At 61.3% G+C, this 18,201-nt stretch carries 15 protein-coding genes and 2 pseudogenes; 9 read left to right on the top strand and 8 right to left on the bottom strand.

From position 1 onward, the window contains the following. Positions 1-42: 42 nt before the first annotated feature. From K2U94_RS14220 to K2U94_RS14210, 3 genes and pseudogenes are all read right to left on the bottom strand, one after another. Positions 43-882, bottom strand: a complete 840-nt coding sequence (locus tag K2U94_RS14220) for an IS5 family transposase (protein WP_243065792.1) — start codon at positions 880-882, stop codon at positions 43-45. Positions 883-1,423: 541 nt separating this feature from the next. After that, positions 1,424-1,565 (bottom strand): annotated as a pseudogene (locus K2U94_RS14215) (IS701 family transposase); the annotation flags it as partial. Between the two features lie 84 nt (positions 1,566-1,649). After that, positions 1,650-2,459 carry a CatB-related O-acetyltransferase gene (locus K2U94_RS14210; RefSeq protein WP_243067829.1) on the bottom strand — a complete coding sequence of 270 codons (810 nt, stop codon included), beginning with the start codon at positions 2,457-2,459 and terminating at the stop codon, positions 1,650-1,652. Between the two features lie 224 nt (positions 2,460-2,683). Between K2U94_RS14210 and K2U94_RS20880 the strand changes: the two genes are divergently transcribed. Continuing rightward, entirely contained in the window at positions 2,684-3,073 is a 390-nt protein-coding gene (locus K2U94_RS20880) for a hypothetical protein (protein WP_336606167.1), read from the top strand. On the opposite strand, the gene K2U94_RS14200 is transcribed toward K2U94_RS20880, so the two are convergent. Next, positions 3,070-4,278: a sulfotransferase gene (locus tag K2U94_RS14200; RefSeq protein ID WP_243067828.1), complete on the bottom strand. Its 1,209-nt coding sequence runs from the start codon at positions 4,276-4,278 to the stop codon at positions 3,070-3,072. The genes K2U94_RS20880 and K2U94_RS14200 overlap by 4 nt on opposite strands. Before the next feature lie 289 nt (positions 4,279-4,567). Here K2U94_RS14200 and K2U94_RS20815 point away from each other — a divergent pair. Together K2U94_RS20815 and K2U94_RS14190 are read left to right on the top strand one after the other, a co-directional pair. Then, positions 4,568-5,374, top strand: a pseudogene (locus K2U94_RS20815) (tetratricopeptide repeat protein); the annotation flags it as partial. Positions 5,375-5,395: 21 nt separating this feature from the next. Then, entirely contained in the window at positions 5,396-8,098 is a 2,703-nt protein-coding gene (locus K2U94_RS14190) for a tetratricopeptide repeat protein (RefSeq protein WP_243067826.1), read from the top strand. 111 nt (positions 8,099-8,209) lie between these two features. On the opposite strand, the gene K2U94_RS14185 is transcribed toward K2U94_RS14190, so the two are convergent. Both K2U94_RS14185 and K2U94_RS20575 read right to left on the bottom strand, forming a co-directional pair. Beyond that, positions 8,210-9,883, bottom strand: a complete 1,674-nt coding sequence (locus K2U94_RS14185; protein ID WP_243067825.1) for a Hint domain-containing protein — start codon at positions 9,881-9,883, stop codon at positions 8,210-8,212. A gap of 394 nt (positions 9,884-10,277) precedes the next feature. Beyond that, positions 10,278-11,171: a Hint domain-containing protein gene (locus tag K2U94_RS20575; RefSeq protein ID WP_272884870.1), complete on the bottom strand. Its 894-nt coding sequence runs from the start codon at positions 11,169-11,171 to the stop codon at positions 10,278-10,280. A 590-nt stretch (positions 11,172-11,761) separates the two neighbouring features. On the opposite strand from K2U94_RS20575, the gene K2U94_RS14175 reads away from it, so the two are divergent. From K2U94_RS14175 to K2U94_RS14160, 4 genes are all read left to right on the top strand, one after another. Beyond that, a complete protein-coding gene (locus K2U94_RS14175; RefSeq protein WP_243067823.1) occupies positions 11,762-12,832 on the top strand; it encodes a helix-turn-helix domain-containing protein in 1,071 nt (356 codons plus the stop codon). Between the two features lie 218 nt (positions 12,833-13,050). Continuing rightward, positions 13,051-13,893 (top strand): hypothetical protein, encoded by an 843-nt coding sequence (locus tag K2U94_RS14170; RefSeq protein ID WP_243067822.1) that lies wholly within the window; start codon positions 13,051-13,053, stop codon positions 13,891-13,893. Between the two features lie 110 nt (positions 13,894-14,003). Beyond that, positions 14,004-14,861, top strand: a complete 858-nt coding sequence (locus K2U94_RS14165; RefSeq protein WP_243067821.1) for a phosphatase PAP2 family protein — start codon at positions 14,004-14,006, stop codon at positions 14,859-14,861. A gap of 18 nt (positions 14,862-14,879) precedes the next feature. Continuing rightward, a complete protein-coding gene (locus K2U94_RS14160; protein WP_243067820.1) occupies positions 14,880-15,431 on the top strand; it encodes a GNAT family N-acetyltransferase in 552 nt (183 codons plus the stop codon). Here K2U94_RS14160 and metC read toward each other — a convergent pair. Beyond that, the gene (gene metC / locus K2U94_RS14155; RefSeq protein ID WP_243067819.1) at positions 15,382-16,572 is read right to left on the bottom strand and encodes a cystathionine beta-lyase; all 1,191 of its coding nucleotides are present in this window, start codon (positions 16,570-16,572) and stop codon (positions 15,382-15,384) included. The two genes, K2U94_RS14160 and metC, sit on opposite strands and share 50 nt — an antisense overlap. A gap of 257 nt (positions 16,573-16,829) precedes the next feature. Between metC and K2U94_RS14150 the strand changes: the two genes are divergently transcribed. Continuing rightward, positions 16,830-17,120 (top strand): hypothetical protein, encoded by a 291-nt coding sequence (locus tag K2U94_RS14150; RefSeq protein ID WP_243067818.1) that lies wholly within the window; start codon positions 16,830-16,832, stop codon positions 17,118-17,120. A gap of 166 nt (positions 17,121-17,286) precedes the next feature. Next, positions 17,287-17,553: a cysteine rich repeat-containing protein gene (locus tag K2U94_RS14145; RefSeq protein ID WP_243067817.1), complete on the top strand. Its 267-nt coding sequence runs from the start codon at positions 17,287-17,289 to the stop codon at positions 17,551-17,553. A gap of 32 nt (positions 17,554-17,585) precedes the next feature. On the opposite strand, the gene K2U94_RS20570 is transcribed toward K2U94_RS14145, so the two are convergent. Continuing rightward, on the bottom strand, positions 17,586-18,092 hold the full coding sequence (locus K2U94_RS20570; RefSeq protein WP_272884869.1) for a methylated-DNA--[protein]-cysteine S-methyltransferase: 507 nt from the start codon (positions 18,090-18,092) through the stop codon (positions 17,586-17,588). Positions 18,093-18,201 lie beyond the last annotated feature (109 nt).

The following is an 18,201-nucleotide window of genomic DNA, read 5'->3' as shown; positions in this document are numbered from 1 at the left end:
AAACACCACATTACTCCTACCTCTTAGAACCCGACTCGAATTTCAATTCTGACTGGCTTTTGCCCTCGCCAGCCTTCGCATGAGAAGGAAAGCCAGGGCCAATTGCAGCCACGCGAGGGCGGATTCGATGGTCGCCTCGAAGTCTTTTGACAGACGGCGCGCGCGATTGATCCAACCGAGCGTCCTTTCGACGACCCAGCGTTTCGGCAGCACCGTAAATCCTTTCACCTCTTTATCGGTTCGCTTGACGACGGTGATGGAAATGCGGCTCGCCTCGAAGGCTGCGCGCTTGGCTTCATCACCCTGATAACCCCCGTCGACGAAGGACATTTTCACCCACGGGCTCTTGCGATGCACGGCCTTCAGCAACGGCGCGAGAGCGTCGCGGTCCTGCACGTCGGCGGTCGTGATCTGGCATTCGATGGGCAGACCGATCGTGTCGACGGCGAGATGGCGCTTGCGCCCCTTGACCTTCTTGCCCGCATCGAAACCACGGGGGCCGCCGGCTTCCGTCGTCTTGACAGATTGGCTGTCGACGACGACAGCCGTCGGCGCGGCCTCACGGCTTTCCGCTTCGCGGGCGTCCATCACGAGAACGCTGATGATTTGCGCCCACACGCCGCTGTCGCGCCACGCGTAGAAGCGGTTTTGCACGGTCGTGAACGGCGGAAAATCCTTCGGCAGATATCGCCATGGGCAGCCGCAGCGGATCAAATAAAACAAGGCGTTGAGAATGATCTGGGCATCTGTCGGCTTGCGTCCGCGCCGTTTGGGCGGCGGCAACAGCGGCGAAATCAGCGCCAGTTCGGCCTCCGACATATCGCTTGAATAGCGCGCCCGAATGACTTCATACTTCGCGCGATCGGCCTCGCTCCACGGCATCGCGAATCTCCCAAAGTTGTTGCAAACCAAGGGAATCAAGGGCCGCGAGGCCGGTCAACCAATTTCAGGTCAGGCTCTTAGCGAAGTGGGAGTGCCTGTCCGGCGACTTACGGGGCTATTTCAATCCCTTCGCCGGAGGCCGCCTGTTCTGAGGCGGGCGGCGTGACGATATTGGCGCCCTTGGTGGCGCGGCGATCGTGTCCACTTGTGGGATAATGGACACTATCGACGATGGCGGATCTCGACGCATCGGTCCGGGCGAGGGCGAGCAAGGATCGGCGACGCGTTTGGACGGCGGCGCAAAAACGGCGGATTGTCGCGGAGAGCTTGGCCGGTGTCGCTGTGGCGTTTATCGGCGCGCAATGCGGTTCTCAGACAACTATCTGAGCCGCATTCGCCGGTTCATTGCGTTTCTCGGCGTACATGGCCAGTTCGCGCCGCCGAGCAAACCGGCCACGAATCCTATTGAACCGCTCGTCGTCGATTACCAGCAATGGCTCGAAAGGCATCGTGGCGATTGTGCGCAGACAACCGCCCGCCACGGCAGGATGCTCTTACGTTCCCCCGGCCCAATCAGGCCAGCCACATCAACCGGGCAAATCTGCCGCCGCTTCTTATGGGCCCAGCTTCTCAACGAACGGCTTCAGCCAGTCCTCAAGCGCCGATTTCCCATCATCAGCCATCGCTCTCGCCATCCCATCCGAGCGGAGAGCAAGGTTCGAGCGTCAGATCGTCACCGCAGCGGCGGCGATGATGCGGGGAGCGCCCTACTCGACTTCTTTGATTTTTTGAAGCACATCCATCCATGTCAATGTGCTGACGGGAATCGGCTCTAACGAGCCTTCAGAAAGCGCGTCCTCCATCCGCTGGCAAAAGCGCTCTACGTCCGAAAAACCGAATTCGAATAGAACTCTGGGATGGTAATTCCACCATTCCGTCGCGAGCAGTCTTGAGCATAACTCTGGGGGAAAGCGCGTCCGTATTGGGCGCGCGGGATTGCCGGCGACGATGGTGTAGGGCGCGACATCCTTTGCGACAACAGCACCGGCGCCAACGACGCAACCAGTGTGCAACGTTATGCCTCTTTGTAAAAGAACATTTTGACCAACCCATACGTCGTGTTGAAGTGTCGGCGGGGCAGCTGTCCCTATTCTCGGCGGAGTCGACGGATAGGCATTATTAAATAGCTGATTGTGGGCGCGCAAAAATTGCGGCTTATTGAAATCCGGACGGAAACAATAGGTGAATGATGAGCTGGTGACGTTTTCCAAGGGATGACGTTCTCCCATGACGGATAAATCGTTCGCTATCGAGCAATATCTTCCTACGCTTGCCCGCGTAACCCTGTTTTCCGAGTAACTAAATGCTCCAGATGAATATAGCTCTCCATTGCTGGACGTAAAATTCTCAAAATACGCTGCTTTTGGAATACGAATAAGGAATGAAGGGTTAACTGGAACCTCTAGATTCCAGCCGATAAATAAGTTCAGTTCATAAAATGCCTTCGCCACCCTGTCCGTCGCGCGCAGATGAATCCAAGCCCGATCTTCAAACGCGACGTCCTCGTTGAAAGACATCGGAACACCTCCAAAAAACACCTCGACCGACCTGCCAAGCGCCCACGAAAGCATGGCCACATCATCCGGCCCGGCGCGTCGCCTCTATAGCAAACAAACACACAGTGAGGAACCCGCCAGTGCGCGCTAACGCCGCCGGCCCACGGGTTCAACCGGCTCAGTCGCGGATGCGGCAATGCGTGGAGTGGCGATCCTTAGATTTTCGCCATTGCGCGGCCCGTCCAATGGGTCGTCTCACCGGGCGGTTCGCCAAGTGTCATATCGACAATGCGTTTGACGACCTCGGTGGCCATCGGAGGCTTGCCAGGCGGACGCGTCTTGTCGCGCAAAAGACCATGAACGCCTTCCCACATGAAGCGCTCTTGCCAACGCCAAACGACTGGCTTCGACAGTCCAGACCGGCGGATGATCTCCGCCGTGCCGCAGCCTTCGCCGGTGGCGAGAATCACCCGGGCGCGCGCCGCATGCTTTCGCGGACTGTTGCGATCCCCGACGATCCCATCAAGACGGTTTCGGTCTTCGGGCGTGACTTCGACGATGATGCCTGCTCTCGTCCAGACAGCATGGACCAAATCAGCGCATTCGGGAATCCTACGAATGCGTCACTCCACTAGGTCCGAAAAAGCTTGAGCACAGCATCGACCTCAGCCCATTGATCGTCTGTAAGTCGCGTTTCCCATTCTCGAAGTTGCGCGCTTGACCGCTTCGTTTCAAAGCCCGATCCTGGCGCTTGGCGCGTGTCAATAGATTCATGAACAGAGTCGTCGCAATTCAGTGCGAGAGACGTAAGCAGATCGACGACTTTTTGATGCGGGTTCTCAACCAACTCCTCGTATGTTATCGCTCTGCAACCGTTACGACGCGTCGTCAGTTTGAGTGATTTGTCTAAAACTGCGACTGTCAACGCGATTTTTTCCAGCCGTGTACGGCACTGCGGAATGGACATTCCGCTCAACACGTTTTGACGCACCCATGGATCAAGATGCAAGTCCTCCGGTTCGAAGCCAGCCATCAGGGTCCAACTCGAAATCACTTTACGTAAGTCCCGGGATAGCATGATCACCTCGGCGCCCAACCAGCCTGCGATCACATCTGCGCAAAGAGATGCGTTGACTGTCTTCACGACAAGTTCATCGTCGGGCAAGCAAAGCCGTTGTTCAGAGCCAATTTCGGTCGAGCCGGGGGTATCCACGCGGTGATCTCCGACGATGCCGCGGGTCACCGAGAGGGATTGGCTGCCAAGCGCGCTTTTCTGAGGGTCGTTACGCTCGATCGAGAATCGGCGCGGCTCTTTGAGCGCCAGCCGCCACAACTCCCTGAACTCAGCGCTTGCGCGAGCCGTCGACGCATTGGGATAGTCGCCGAGGCCACGTTTTGCGTGCAATGCCTCGGGCCAACGGTACGCATCGTCGGGCTCCATCGCCAGAAGCCGTCCCGTTGCGCGAGCGAGAATCTCGGCAAGCCAGGTCGACCCGGACCGCGGGACGCCAATCAGCAGCAAAGGAGGAGCGGGATGCATGAGGCGATGGCCTAAATGTGTTGCAGGTCTACAGAGCCAATTCAGGGGCGCAGCACGTAAACGGAGTTTACCCATGGAAACCCAGTTGACCATAGCCGCCAGGTCAAGGATCTGATCGGGCGACTTATTGGGCGACGTGAAAGCGTCGACCGAATAGCGGAAATTTCTGATTCGAGCCGGCGGGCGGAGTTGCACACATTGCGGAGCTTCCCGACGTGCCGGGACGATCACCGCGCCGCCTTCGGTTCTTTTCGACTTGCGAAAGCTTGCCCCATCCGAAACGCGGAAATGATGACCCACTCAGTGATGGCGTTGATCGCATCCCTGGCCGTGGTGAAGGTAAGGCGGGGCCGCCGACGTCGGTGGCATATATGTAATCTCAATCAGTCGGCTCGTCGGCGCCACCCCGCCGGAACAAAATGACAAGTGGCGGTTACAGCGGCATATTCCTATTGAGCTGGGCGTACGCTACAAATCCATTCATAGTGCAAAGTTCAGGTTGCGGTTTCGGGGGACCCTCGGGTGGGCGACGTCCAGTTTGATGCGGAGCACGCAAGGGCAGCGGGCCTAGCGGCGCGCGCGCGGCGACCGCGAGGGGGCGTTGGCGCATTTCCGCGCTGCGGCCGACGCGGACCCCAATCATCTGGGGGTGCGACAAGACGTCGCCATCGAATTGCGCGAACTCGGGCGGCTTGACGAGGCCGAGGCCGCTTTTCGTGAGGTCGTTGCGAAGAATCCCAGCTTTTGCGCAGGCTGGCACGGGCTTGGCGTGATCGCGCGTCGCCGTGGCGACCGCGAGGGGGCGTTGGCGCATTTCCGCGCTGCGGCCGACGCGGACCCCAATCATCTGGGGGTGCGCCAGGACATCGCCAACGAATTGCGCGAACTCGGGCGGCTTGACGAGGCGGAGGCCGCTTTTCGCGAGGTCGTGGCGAAGAATCCCAGCTTTTGCGCAGGCTGGCACGGGCTTGGCGTGATCGCGCGCCGCCGCGGCGACCGCGAGGGGGCACTAGCGCATTTCCGCGCTGCAGCCGACGCGGACCCCAACCATCTGGGGGTGCGCCAGGACATCGCCAACGAATTGCGCGAACTCGGGCGGCTTGACGAGGCGGAGGCCGCTTTTCGCGAGGTCGTGGCGAAGAATCCCAGCTTTTGCGCAGGCTGGCACGGGCTTGGCGTGATCGCGCGCCGCCGCGGCGACCGCGAGGGGGCACTGGCGCATTTCCGCGCTGCAGCCGACGCGGACCCCAACCATCTGGGGGTGCGCCAGGACATCGCCAACGAATTGCGCGAACTTGGGCGGCTTGACGAGGCGGAGGCGGTCTGCCGCAAGATCGTCGCCAAAAATCCGCGTTTTCTCGACGGCTGGCGCGGGCTCGGCCTGATCGCGCGCTGCCGCGGCGACCGCGAGGCGGCGTTGGCGCATTTCCGCGCTGCAGCCGACGCGGATCCCAACCATCTATGGGCGCGACAAGACGTCGCCACCGAATTGTGCCAGCTGGGCCATTTCGACGAAGCGGAGGCGGTCTGCCGCAAGATCGTGGCCAAAAATCCGCGTTTTCCCGACGGCTGGCGCGGGCTCGGCCTGATCGCGCGCCGCCGCGGCGACCGCGAGGCGGCGTTGGCGCATTTCCGCGCTGCAGCCGACGCGGACCCAAACCATCCATGGGCCCGCCAAGACGTTGCCACCGAATTGCGCGAACTCGGCTATCTCGACGAAGCGGAAGCGGTCTACCGCGAGATGGTTGCGAAAAATCCACGTCTTTCCGATGGCTGGCGCGGGCTCGGCCTGATCGCGCGCCGCCGCGGCGACAGCGAGGCGGCGTTGGCGCATTTCCGCGCTGCAGCCGAGGCGGATCCAAAAGCGCTTTGGGCGTTTGAGGCTATTGCGACCGAACTTCGCGAGCTTGGCCGTCTCGACGAGGCAGAGGAAGTTCTCGAATCGATCGTGGCGCGGAATCCGGACTCCGCTCAGGCCCTGACCGCCTATGCCAACGGTATCCGCCACAAAGCCTCGAAAAGTGAATTGGTCGCCATGTTCGAAAAGGCCGTTGCGCTGGAGCCAGGCCATATTTCCGCAAGACACGCCTTGGCTTCCGAATATTTGTGGAACTACCGCCTGGACGAGGCGGAAGCGCTTCATGACGAGATATTGTCGCGCGAGCGCAACCCCGGTTCTTTGATTGGCAAGGGACTGATCGCGCGGCAGCGCGGCGACCGAGCTGCCGCCCTGGATTTTTTCGCCGAAGCGGCCAAATCGCCGGGCGCCACCGCCCAATCGACGATCGAATGGTCAACGGAATTGTTTGACGCCGGCCGAAACGAAGAGGCGCAAAAGGTCCTTCTTGATGCGCTTTCTCAGCGGCCAAATCAGCCGAACATTTACATGCGGCTTGGACACAACGCGCGGGCCAGGGGGGATCATCTTGCGGCGCGCGAGGCGTTCTCGCAGGCTTTGAAGTTGAATTCAAAATCGGATCCGGCGCGGATCGAATTGGCCACGGAGGAATTTCATCAAGGACGGACGAGCCAAGCGGTCGCCGCGCTCGAAGAAATCATTTTGCGGCAGCCGAAGCACGTTCGAGCGATCGAAACCCTGGCGCGATTTTTGGAACAACTCGACGATCTGGAGCGGGCGACTTACCTGCGGCGAAAGGTCCTCGAAATCGAACCCTCAAATCTGGCTGCGCATCTGAACATAGCGCGAGCCCTCGCAAAATTCGGTCAAATCCAAGAGGCTCGACAGGCGTTGGCGAACGCGGCTGCCCGACTTGGACGGCGACCGGAAATCGTGCTTGCCGAGGCCGGCATGTTCAACAATTTCGGCGATTACGCCGCCGCGCACGCGTTGCTGACAAAAGCCTCGGCCGAGTTCCCGACACATTTCGAAGTCCGGAATCAGTTGGCTAGGTCGATGATCTTCCGCGGCGAATTCGAACGAGCGCGTCGGGCGGCCGACGCGGTGTCAGCGCACAATGTCCGCGACAAGGCTCGGCTATGCGCATTGCGCGCCGAAATCGCTATCGCCGAATGGGATTTTGACGCCGCGGAACGGCATTTCGCCGATGCGCTGGCGTTCTGGCCGTCGGAACCCTCGATCAACGGCCGGGCGGCCCAGGTCGCGCTGTATCGTTTCGACCTCAGATCGGCAAAACAGCGTCTGGAAACATCGATGCGATTCAATCCGGTTCACCGGAATCAGCATCAGGGAAAATGGAAAACCTCGCAAAGCTATGTCGGGCAGTTGCTTGACGAATTCAGAATCGATCGGGGGGCTCTTGACAAGCTTCGCGACGCTTTGCCCAGGCAAGACGCGATCCAGGCTCTTGCCAATCTCGTTCGAGAGATGCCCGACTACACGCCGGCTGCCATGTTCCTGACGATCGCTTTGCGCCGCAAAGGGCTCTTGGCGCGATCGGAATGCGCCGCATGCAAAGCGCCCTCCATTCCCGCGAAGATATTGCAATTTTGGGATGACGAGATTCCCGCCGATGTTGGCGCCCTTTGCGAGGCTTGGCGGGCGTCTCATCCGACATATTCATATCAGCTGTTTTCGCTGCGCGACGCTCGGAGGTTTCTGAGTGAGTTGGGGTTTCCAGGCGCCCTTGCCGCTTTCAACCGCGCCATTGAGCCAGCAATGAAGGCTGACCTTTTTAGGTTGGCTTATCTGTTCCGCGAGGGCGGATATTATATCGATGCTGACGACCGTTTTCTGGCGCCACTTTCGACGCTCAATACCGGCGGCCACGATCTCGTTCTTTACCAGGAGGAATACGGCACGGCTGGAAACAACTTCATCGGCGCGCGTCCGGGACATCCGGCGATCGAACGGGCGCTCAAGGCGGCGATCGACGCCGTCAACCGCGGGGACCACGATATGGTGTGGCTTGCAACCGGCCCGGGCCTGTTGACGCGAAGCATCGCATCATATCTTGCGGAAGATGTCGCGAAGCACTTGAAAACAACCTTGATTTTGGAGCGACATGAATTGCGTCAAGCTGTAGCGATTCACACGCTGACGTCTCACAAGAATACGAAAAAACATTGGGTCCGATCAGCATTCAACCGAGCGCGCGCGTTATCGATTGAGAGCCTGGAGACGGCAATCCGCCAAGCATGAGAGCGCGACACCGCACGGCCCGCATGCAACATACTCGCTCAGCCGCCGCTGCCGATCAAAAAAGGCGGCGCGGGCGACGCGCCGCCAGTTTTTGGTCGCATGTGCCTTGCGTCACGCGACAGCGGATTCCGTGGCGCCGATGGCTTGGGCGCGGTCGGCTAGGGCTACCCGGATGTAGGCCGGGACCTGGCGGCGGGCTTTGGCGCGGGGATAGGGGAGTTCCTCGACCGCCTTGCCTTCGGGGTAGAGCGCCTCGAATTCCGCCCAATTGTCGAAATTCATGCGATCGACATTATCGACGAAGGTCTCGGCCGGGGTGTTTTCGGCGAGGATCAGCGAGTGGTCGTCGAGTTCGACGTGGCAATAGACGAAGACCTTGGGCAACTTGGTCTCGCGGATGATCGAGGTCCCGTTAACCAGCGCGCCGGCCTGGATCAGTACGTCCTCCACCAGCAGGGCGTGATCGGGCGAAATCAGAAGATCGCGGCTTGGCGCGTTTTCGGCCAACGCGCCGGCGCGGACACGGATCGGCAGGCTGCGCACGGGGTCGGCGAAGATGGTGGAAACCGTCTGCCGGCCGAGCCAATTCACCGGCTTGGCGGCGCCGTCGACCGTCATGACCAGATCGCCGCGCTTGAGGGTCTCGATTGCGACATCGCCGTCCGGCGTGCGGATCGACGTGCCGGCCATGAAGCAAAGTTGCAGGGTGTCGACGCCGTTCGACTGGGAAATTGTGAAAAATTGCCCCTGCGTGCCCGCCTCGAAGGTGAAGGATTCGGACACGGGGCCGTTGTGTATGGTCAGCTTATTCAAGCTGCTGTCCCAGGAGACCGTGTCGTTTAGCCCGATCTCCTTGATTTGAATCCTGTCGGCCCCACTGAATCCGAAGATCAGCCCGAGATGCAGGCCTCCCACAGAAGCAGCGGTATCGATGAACAGGCCACCATTGCCGGTGAAGGTCAGGGTCGGATTGACGCCGGGCAAGCCGACGTCCGTGGTCGACGTCAATTGCAGGGTCGCGCCATCCTCGATGACCAGGCTCGACGACGTTCCGGAAGTGTCAACCTGGCCGCTCAGCGTCAACGCGCCGCCGCTGGCGGTGATCGTGCCGGCGCCGGTGATAGGGCCATTGACCGTGCCCGTTCCCGTCAGCGAGGCGCCGGCGCCAATCGTCAAGCCGCTCATGTCGGTCAGCGTGCCGCCGTCGATCCTGATCGCGCCATTGGTGACGCTCTCCGCCGCCGACAGCGTCAATGCGCCGGACGCGCCGATTTCGAGCGTCTGGTTGGCGCTATTGATCGTGATCGAGGATTGACTGACCGTCGACTCAAGTTTGAGCGTCGATAGGGAGGCGCTGTCGATAAAGAGATTTATCGTCCCCGGGGAAATATTTCCGGTGAGATCGAGTACGCCGCCCGACGCCGTGATCCCCGGCGTACCAACGTTTTTGGTGAATCCTCCGTCCGCGACGATCGTCCCATAGCCGTCGATGTAAGAGTTGCCATTGGTCAAAGTGATCGTGCTGCTCGTGGTGAGCGATCCGCCATTCATCTGCAGGGTGGCCGCCCCGTAACCGGGGCTCCCGGTTAAGACGAGGTTTTGGATCGAAATGGTTTCTCCGGAATTGACATTGACGGTAATGCCAGCGCCGCCAGGCGAGACCGCAATCGTCGCGTTGTCCGTCGAAAGCTGCGGATAGGTTCCGCCCGACGGCAAAGACGTCCAGTTATTCGCGTCTTCCCAGTCGCCGTTTGTGACAGTGTTATTCCAAGTATAATCTGTCATTTCGTTCTCCCAAATTTCACTTAAATTCTCTATGAAACTGTTAATATTTTACATAATCCACGAACATACACGAACATAGAAGCCCCGCGCGTCGCACGGTCAACTTAAATCGACTCAGCGCCACTGTCCTCGGAACTGAAAACATTGTTACCTCGCAATTCCAGAGCTAGCGATATCAAATGTCGCAGCGCTCGTCGTGAAGACAAGCCTATTTAAAGTTTACGTCACGAAATTCATTCTGTCGATAGATTCTGAAATAGCGGTATGAATACGGATGGATATGGAGCGGGCTTTCGCGCCTTTCGACTGTTTCAAATATAGCGGCGGTAGGGATCGCCAAAAAAAACGGCGGCGCGTGGGGCGCGCCGCCGGCGAAATGTGTGGTGAAAACCGGTCAGGCGACAGCGGATGGCGCGGCGCCGATGGCGTGGGCGCGGTCGGCGAGGGCGACGCGGATATAGACCGGGACCTGGCGATGGGCCTTGGCGCGGGGATAGGGGAGTTCCTCGACCGCCTTGCCTTCCGGATAGAGCGCTTCGAATTCCGCCCAGTTGTCGAAGTTCATGCGATCGACGTTGTCCACGAAGGTCTCGGCCGGGGTGTTTTCGGCGAGGATCAGCGAATGATCGTCGAGTTCGACGTGATAATAGACGAAGACCTGAGGCATATCGGTCTCGCGGACGATCGAGGTCCCGTTCACCAGCGCGCCGGCATGAATCAGCACGCCATCAACCAGCAGAGCATGATCTGGCGAAACCAGAAGGTCGCGCACGGGCACGTTCTGCGCCAAGGCGCCGGCACGAACCCGGATCGGCAGGCTGCGGACGGGATCGGCGAAAAGTCTTGAAACCGTCTGCTTGCCGAGCCAGTTCACCGGCTTCGCGACGACTTCCGACGTCAGGACCAAATCTCCGCGCTTGAGGGTTTCGATCGCTGCCTCGCCATCCGGCGTGCGTATCATCGTGCCGGCGAGGAAACAGAGGTTCTGACTGGGATCCGAGGCGAGCGGACTGCCGGTTGGAAGGGTCGTTGAGTTAACATTGAAGAGTTCTACTGTGTAGGTCCCTGACGGGATCGACGTAGTGGAGGTAATTGTATACGAGCCACCGGCGCCGAGACCCGTCGCTGAACCAAGGAAATACCCAGTCCCGTCCGAAGCAACGGCCCAGGCATACACAGCGTTAGCGGGGTTGGCATTAGAGGCCGTATATGTTCCGGAAATTACTGTATTTGTAGGGTTGACGGCGACTGAACTGATTGTTCCGCTGGTGACTTTATTGTTAGCCATACTAAATGTCTCCTCATTGACCAAACCTGCACATGAAGGTCAATATTAATTAGATACACTCACATACATCGCCATGCCCGCGGCAAACTTAACTAATTTGGAAATGCTGCCGCTGCCTATCATGGCGCCGTTGTCCTGAGTCGAAACGGAGCCCGACTTCCAGTTTGAACTCGTATTCCACGCGCCCAATGTCCCAGGGGATCAAGTCAACTTACTGCGACAGGGCCCGATCCCTTCGATCCCTACGAGCACAACGTTCTCAGCGCTCTCCTCGGAGAAAGGTGACGCTAGCCGAAAATTTGCACTACGGAAGCCACGCAAAACAAATCGCAAATTATATGCGATATTTAGCAAATTTAAATCTGTTACCGACACCCTCGCCTTTCCGACGAGGGCTTATGACGGGCGGCGACATGCGCGAGAAACGGTTTGGCAGGAGTAGAAGGAATTGAACCTGAAGATTTTTCAGAGCTTTGCGATTTATTAAAAAAACGCTACAATTTATTCGATTGACTAGCAGCGCATGTGGTGCCAACGCGTAATTTTAATGTTGCAAGCCCGTGCTGGTTTCGGACAGCAGAGCCCATTAAATGGCTGATCTTTCCTTTTTGACATTCGGCAAGGCGGGAGAAAAGTCATTTTCCGCATGGCGGCGCTTCCTCGCGGGCGTTTATGACATTGGTGGCGACCATGCCGACGGCTCCGACCCCGAGGTCGATTTCCTCGCCCGAGCCACGGGGCGCTTCGTTCTCAGCGAGACGGCGGCGCCGTCGCATCGGCTGGCGCGATCGACCGAAACCATCGCGCGCCGCCATGCTGACGGCTTTGTGATCCGCCTCCAAATTTCGGGCGAAATGAGCGGGCGCGCGGGCGATTTGACGGTCGAAATCCGCTCTGGCGACATTGTCTTCCTCGACCTGCTACAGACGCTCGATCTTCGGGCGCCGGAGAAGCCTGAACGCGCGCGCGACATCTGCCTGTGGGTTCCGCGCTCCGTCATGCTCGCAGCTCTTGGCCACGACAACGCCCTGCATGGTCTCGTTCTCGTCGCCGCCTCGCCCGCGGGCGCGATGATCGGCGGCTGTCTTAGCACTCTGGCGGAACAAGCGGGCAAAATGTCGATTCGAGAGATGGACGCCCTTTGCGACGGGCTCGTCGCCCTGGCCACGAAAGCAATCGGCCCTGCGCTCGCCTCACCGCGCGCTTCCGCCACGTCTCCCTCCGCCGCCTTCGTCACAATCCGCCGCTATATCGACCGCAACCTGCGCTTGCCGAATCTGGACGCCGGTCGCCTCGCCGACACGTTCGGCGTGTCGCGCGCCTCGCTCTACCGCCTGTTCGAGCCGGTCGGCGGCGTCGCCTCCTATATCCGCAAAGCGCGGCTCGGTCTGGCCTATCAGGAGGTCGTGGCGAGCGAGTTTTCTGGCCGTCATATCGGGCCTATCTCATATTCAGTCGGCTTCAAGAACGTCAGCGCCTTCAACCGCGCGTTCAAGGATCAATACGGCGTGAGCCCACGCGAAGCGCGCGCGCGCGCAATGTCCGCAGCGCCGCCGCTCCCGCCCGCAGCGCCCGAGGGAGGCGAGGACCCGGCGCGCACGCTCGCCTATTGGCTGACGCGGATCGGCGCGCCGCCACGCGCCGGTCATGGGGAAAAATGAATCGAAATCAGCGCCACGCCCGCCAGCTATCGCAATTGATTTAAAAAAATCATCCGGGTAGCCCATCTTATTCACGGCCGTTTGTTTTGAGGCTGGCGAGCGTGGCGTAATGTACGGATACAGCGCCGTTTAACATGACCTCAACGTCGCTTGACCCTGTCTCCAAATCGAATGCATAGTCTTGCCGGTGCTTCAACTTCACGTGGTGCGTCTGCACGATGACCGTTAGCAAAGACAGAGCGGATGGCCGGCCGCAAAATCGGGCGGTCATCGAAGGCGCCGTTGGAAGTTTGACGCGCTGGGGCGCTGCGGGGTGGGTTTGGGCGCCTTCGGCGCCGGACAACGCGCTGGAGGTCGAAGCTGTCCTCGATGGGAAAGCGATCGCCAAGACATTCGCCAATCTGCCGCGCGCCGACCTTCGCGACACTGGGAAGGGAACCGGCCAATACGGTTTCGCCATGACTTTCGCGGATGAAGTCGGATCGGATCGGGCGCCCGTGATCCGCGTGACCGGCCCCGAGGGGCTTGTCGATCTTTCCGACGGCAAATGGCCGCCCGTAATCGGTTTTGTCGATATCGTCACCCGCTCCGGCGCGGATGGCTGGGCTTGGCTTCCGACCTTGGGGGAGGAGGTCGCCGAGGTCGAGGCTTTTTTGGACAATAAATCAATCGGACACGCCACCGCCGATCAAATAAGGAGCGATCGCGTTGCCGCGGGCATGGGATCGGGTCGGCTCGGTTTCATGCTGATCTTCGACCAGCCGGTGGTCGGCGACAAGGTTCCCGAATTCCGCGTTTCGACGCGCGGCAAGACTGTGTCTCTGCCAAGCCTGAAGGAGTTCGCGGCCCATGCCTTGCCAGAGGCCCGTCCCGCCGCTCTCGCGGCGGAAGGCGCGAAATCGTCGACGATCGCGACGGCGCCGGGCGATTCCGCCGTCAATAAAGGCATGGTCTACCCGGCGAACGACAAAATCGATTCCTTATTCGTCGCAAAGGCCCATTTGGCGGCGGAAAGAGCGGCGGAGGATCGAACGACGCCGCTGCCCGCCAGGCTGAACTGAGGCGCGATGTCGTCCCAACCGCCGTTTTGCGCGGGCGCGCCGGTACTGCGCCACGTCCGTCCCCAAACCCTGCGCCTTTCGCGGCCATGGTTTGACGTGGGGGGCGTCGTTTGATCTGGGGGCCGGGGGTTGACCGAGCCGGCGGTTTCGCGGCGGTCGGCGACACGGCGGCGCGCGCCTGGCGCGATCTCGCCGGCCATTGGCGCCGGCCGTTGGCGCCGGTGGCGATGTTTTGGCCGTTTTGGTGCGGGCTCGCCTTCCTTGCCGTCACGATCCTGATCTGCGTCGGCCTCGTCGCGGATGAGACGGTCGCCCGCGCCGCCGAGCGGCTCGATCCCGGCCTGGTCGCATTGTTCGGCGTCGTCACCCAGGCAGGCAAGTCGAACTGGCTGTTCGCTCTTTCCCTTCTGGCGATCGCCTTCGCCCTCTACCGGCGCGAAGGCGCCGCCGGCGCGCGGCGTCGCGCCGCCTGGGGCCTCATCGCCTCGCGCGCGTTCTATTTCCTCACCGTGATGGCCTTTTCGGGAATAGCGTCGCAGGTCATCAAACATATCGTCGGCCGCGCCCGTCCCTATCTGATCGATTCCGTGGGGCCATTCCATTTCGACCCGTTCTCGTTCAAAGCGGTGCTGGCGAGTTTCCCTTCGGGCCATACCACGACGATGTTCGCCGCCTTCGGCGCGCTGGCCCTGCTGTCGCCGCGCTTCGGCGCCGGCTTCCTGCTGCTGGCGCTGCCCGTGGCGGCGTCGCGGATCGTCGTCGGCGCCCATTATCCGAGCGACGTCTGCGGCGGGCTTTTTCTCGGCGTCGCCTCGGCGCTGATCGTTGCGCGGATTTTCGCCCGGCGCCGCATCGCCTTCACGGTAACGCCGGAAGCGCTGCTGCCCAGGCCGCGCGGCGGCGGCTTGATCGTCGAAGAGCTGGCGTTGTCAAAGGCGGCGCGCCATGCGAACAATGAACGTCCATGACGGCGACAAGAGGTTGACGTGTCCAAGGTTGACGTGTCCAACTCCCCGAGCGCTCCCCCATCCAGGCGGTTTGGCCGGCTCGGACCCGACGACGCCGATCGCTATGCGGCGCATCTTCTGCGCCTCGACTCCGCGGACCGGCGTTTCCGCTTCTTCAAGGACGTCGCCGAATTTCTGATCCATTTGCACGCGGGCGCGGCGGCCTCCGACGGCCGCATCGTGGCGGTCTGCGAAGAAGGCGGCGAGGTTCGCGCCGCCGGGGAATTGCTCGTCGATCCTGAGCGGCCGGATGTCGGCGAAGTGGCTTTCAGCGTCGAAAAAGACTGGCGGCGCAAGGGCCTGGGCTGCGCCCTGATGCGCGAATTGATCGACGCCGGCGCGCGCGCGGGACTGGCGCGGCTGGAGCTTGAAATCCTGCCCGACAATCAGGCCATGCTCACGCTCGCCAAACGTTTCGCGGACAAGATCGAAACGCGTGAAGGCCATCTCTTTGCGGCGATCGCCTTGCCCGCGGCCGGGGTCACGCCTGGGCGCGCATCCGCGCAAAGCCCTGGTCGAGATCGGCCTTGAGGTCCTCGATGTCTTCCAGGCCGACCGAGAAGCGCAAAGCGGGGCCTTCCGGGCTCCAGACGGTCGCGGTGCGGTAGCTCCGGCAGTCGAAGGGAATGACCAGGCTCTCGTAACCGCCCCAGCTATAGCCGAGGCCGAACAGCTCCAGCCCGTCGAGGAAAGCCTCGACCGCCTGCTGCGAGGCGGGCTTGAGGATCGCTGAAAACAATCCGGTCGAGCCCAGAAAGTCGCGCTTCCATATGGCGTGGCCGGGGTCGCTCTCCAGCGCCGGATGCAGCACCCGCGACACTTCGGGGCGGTTTTCGAGCCAGCGGGCGAGCGCAAGGCCCTGTTTCTCCGCCTCGCGCAGCCGCAAATGCATGGTGCGCAGGCCGCGCAGCGCCAGCCAGGCGTCTTCCGGACCGGCGCAATTGGAAAACAGCTGAAAAGTCTGGCGCAGTCTCTTGGCCCATTTCTCATTGGCGGAAACCAGACCGAGCAGCAGGTCCGAATGGCCCGAGAGATATTTGGTGCCGGCGTCGGCGGAAAGATCGATCCCGCGTTCATGCGCCGGGAAGAACAGGGGCGTCGCCCAGGTATTGTCCATAATGACGCAGGCGTCTCGCGCATGGGCGACTTCGGCGATCGCGGGAATGTCCTGCATCTCGAATGTCTGCGAGCCAGGCGCCTCGACCAGCACGGCCTTGGTGTTGGGTTTGAACAGAGCCTCGATATTCGCGCCGGCCAGCGGATCGTAAAAGGTGGTTTCGATTCCCATACGGGCCAGGAAATGCTCGCAGAACGAGCGGGTCGGACCGTAGGCGGAATCGGTGACCAGCACGTGATCGCCGCTCGACAGGGCGGTGAGCATGGCGAGGCAGCAGGCGGCGAGGCCTGACGGCGCGAGGACGGTGTCGGCGGCGCCGGATATTTCGCTCCAGGCCTTTTCCAAGGCTTCCGTCGTCGGCGTTCCATAAGTGCCATAGCGAAAGCGCGACGACGAACGCCCTTCGAGCGAAGCCGTATCGGGAAACAAGACGGTCGAGCCGCGATAGATCGGGGTATTGACGAAGCCGAACTGCTCGGACGGCTCGCGCCCGGCATAAACCAGCTTGGTGCGCGCGCGCATGCCCTTCCGCGATTGCGGGGTGGATTTGGTCATGGGTTCAAACCTTTCGCCGGCGACCTTGGCGGTGCGAAAGGGGGCGCGTCAAGGGGCGACGCGCGGGCGTCGATGGACGCCTTCCCGGACAGGCCGGCGCGTTCAGGGGTTTGAGCCGGTGAGCGATTGGAGAAAGGCGCATCTATGACGAAATCGGCGCTCCCGCCGGCGAGGATCAGCGCGAAAGACGCGCGGGTTTAGGGACGCGCGGACTGTGCGGAAAGCTTCTGTCGGGAGCGAAAGGGGCGCGAAAAATCATGCGCGTCTATTTCGAGGCCGCGCATCGGCCGTTCCTCATTTCCCTTGCCGGAATCGAGCGCGCCCGTTCAGGGCTCGTCGTTCTCGTCCGAGCAAAGCGCAACGGCGATGTGCCTGAGGAGCGCGTCCTCGGCTTTCGAATTTTTGGCGGACGGCGGGTCCGCATCCATCGTCGGCGCGTTCCGGCCGCCGGAATCAATCTTCGGCCGCAGGTCATCGAGTTCGCTTTGGATTTGAATCCAGTCTCGTGCGATCAACATCGTCTCCAAGCTGTTTCCGCTTTTCCCTAAGGGTATCACGCCCCCCGCGCGCGTTCCGATCGGATCGACTTCTTGGTTAGTTTTTGCTTACGCGCGCCGGCGCTTTCGGCGAGGCGCCGAAGGACGAGCCCTTGCGTTTCGGGGTCGCGGGCGCGCGCCGTCCGGGGGCGCAAAGAATCGAGAAGTGAGAAAGAGCATGAACAAGCTTGCATTCGCCGTCGCCATCCTCTGGACGATGATCCTGCCCGCGCGGGCGCAAAATCCGGTCGAAATCTACCGCATCAAATCGGCCTGCGGCGGCGACGCGGCGGCGCTCTGCGCCGGGGTCAAACCCGGCGGCGGGCGGATGCTCGCCTGTCTCCAAGGCCAGCAGGCCAAAATGAGCGCGCCCTGCCGCGCCAACCTGCCGGAGGCGAAAAAATTGAAGGACGGCGCCGAGGCGACAGGCAAATTGCCGAAATGAATCCGGCGCGCGCCGGCGTCGTCATTCCAAGGCTATAAAATCGCGCCTTCGTGGCGCAGCAGCCAAAGCTTTCGCTCCAGCCCGCCGCCATAGCCGATCAGCGCGCCATTGGCGCCGATCACCCGATGGCAGGGGATGACGATGGCGATCGGGTTGCGGTTGTTGGCCATCCCCACCGCTCGCGCTGCGTTCTTCTGGCCGATTTGCGCGGCGATTTCGCCATAACTCGCGGTCGCGCCGGCCGGGATTTTGCGCAAAGCCGCCCAGACCTGGCGCTGGAACTCAGTTCCCTGCGGCCGCGCCGCCAATTCCTCTATCGCCGCGATGTCGCCGTCAAAATAGGCTTCAAGCGCGCGGCGCGCGCGCGAGGCGGCGGCGGGCGGCGCGATCCGCGCCCGGTCGCGCGGGGTTGAAGGGTCGAGGCCGCCGTCCTCGCCCGCCCAATCGAGCCGGCGAAGGGCGCCATCGCTGTCGGTGACGAGGCGCATTGCGCCAGTCGGCGTCCGCACAAGTTCGAGATAGAGTCGATCTATGGTCATGACTCTGGTTAGCCGATATGGCGCCGCCTGTCTGGCGGCTTTCGGACATGATAGGCGCGACGGACGAGTCCGAAAACCGCGAGACTTTGGCCGACGGAAGGCGCAGATT

Source organism: Candidatus Rhodoblastus alkanivorans, from assembly GCF_022760755.1.
GTDB lineage: Bacteria > Pseudomonadota > Alphaproteobacteria > Rhizobiales > Beijerinckiaceae > Rhodoblastus > Rhodoblastus alkanivorans.
The sequence above is the reverse complement of the archived record's forward strand: the minus strand, read 5'-3'. Positions and strand labels throughout refer to the sequence as shown.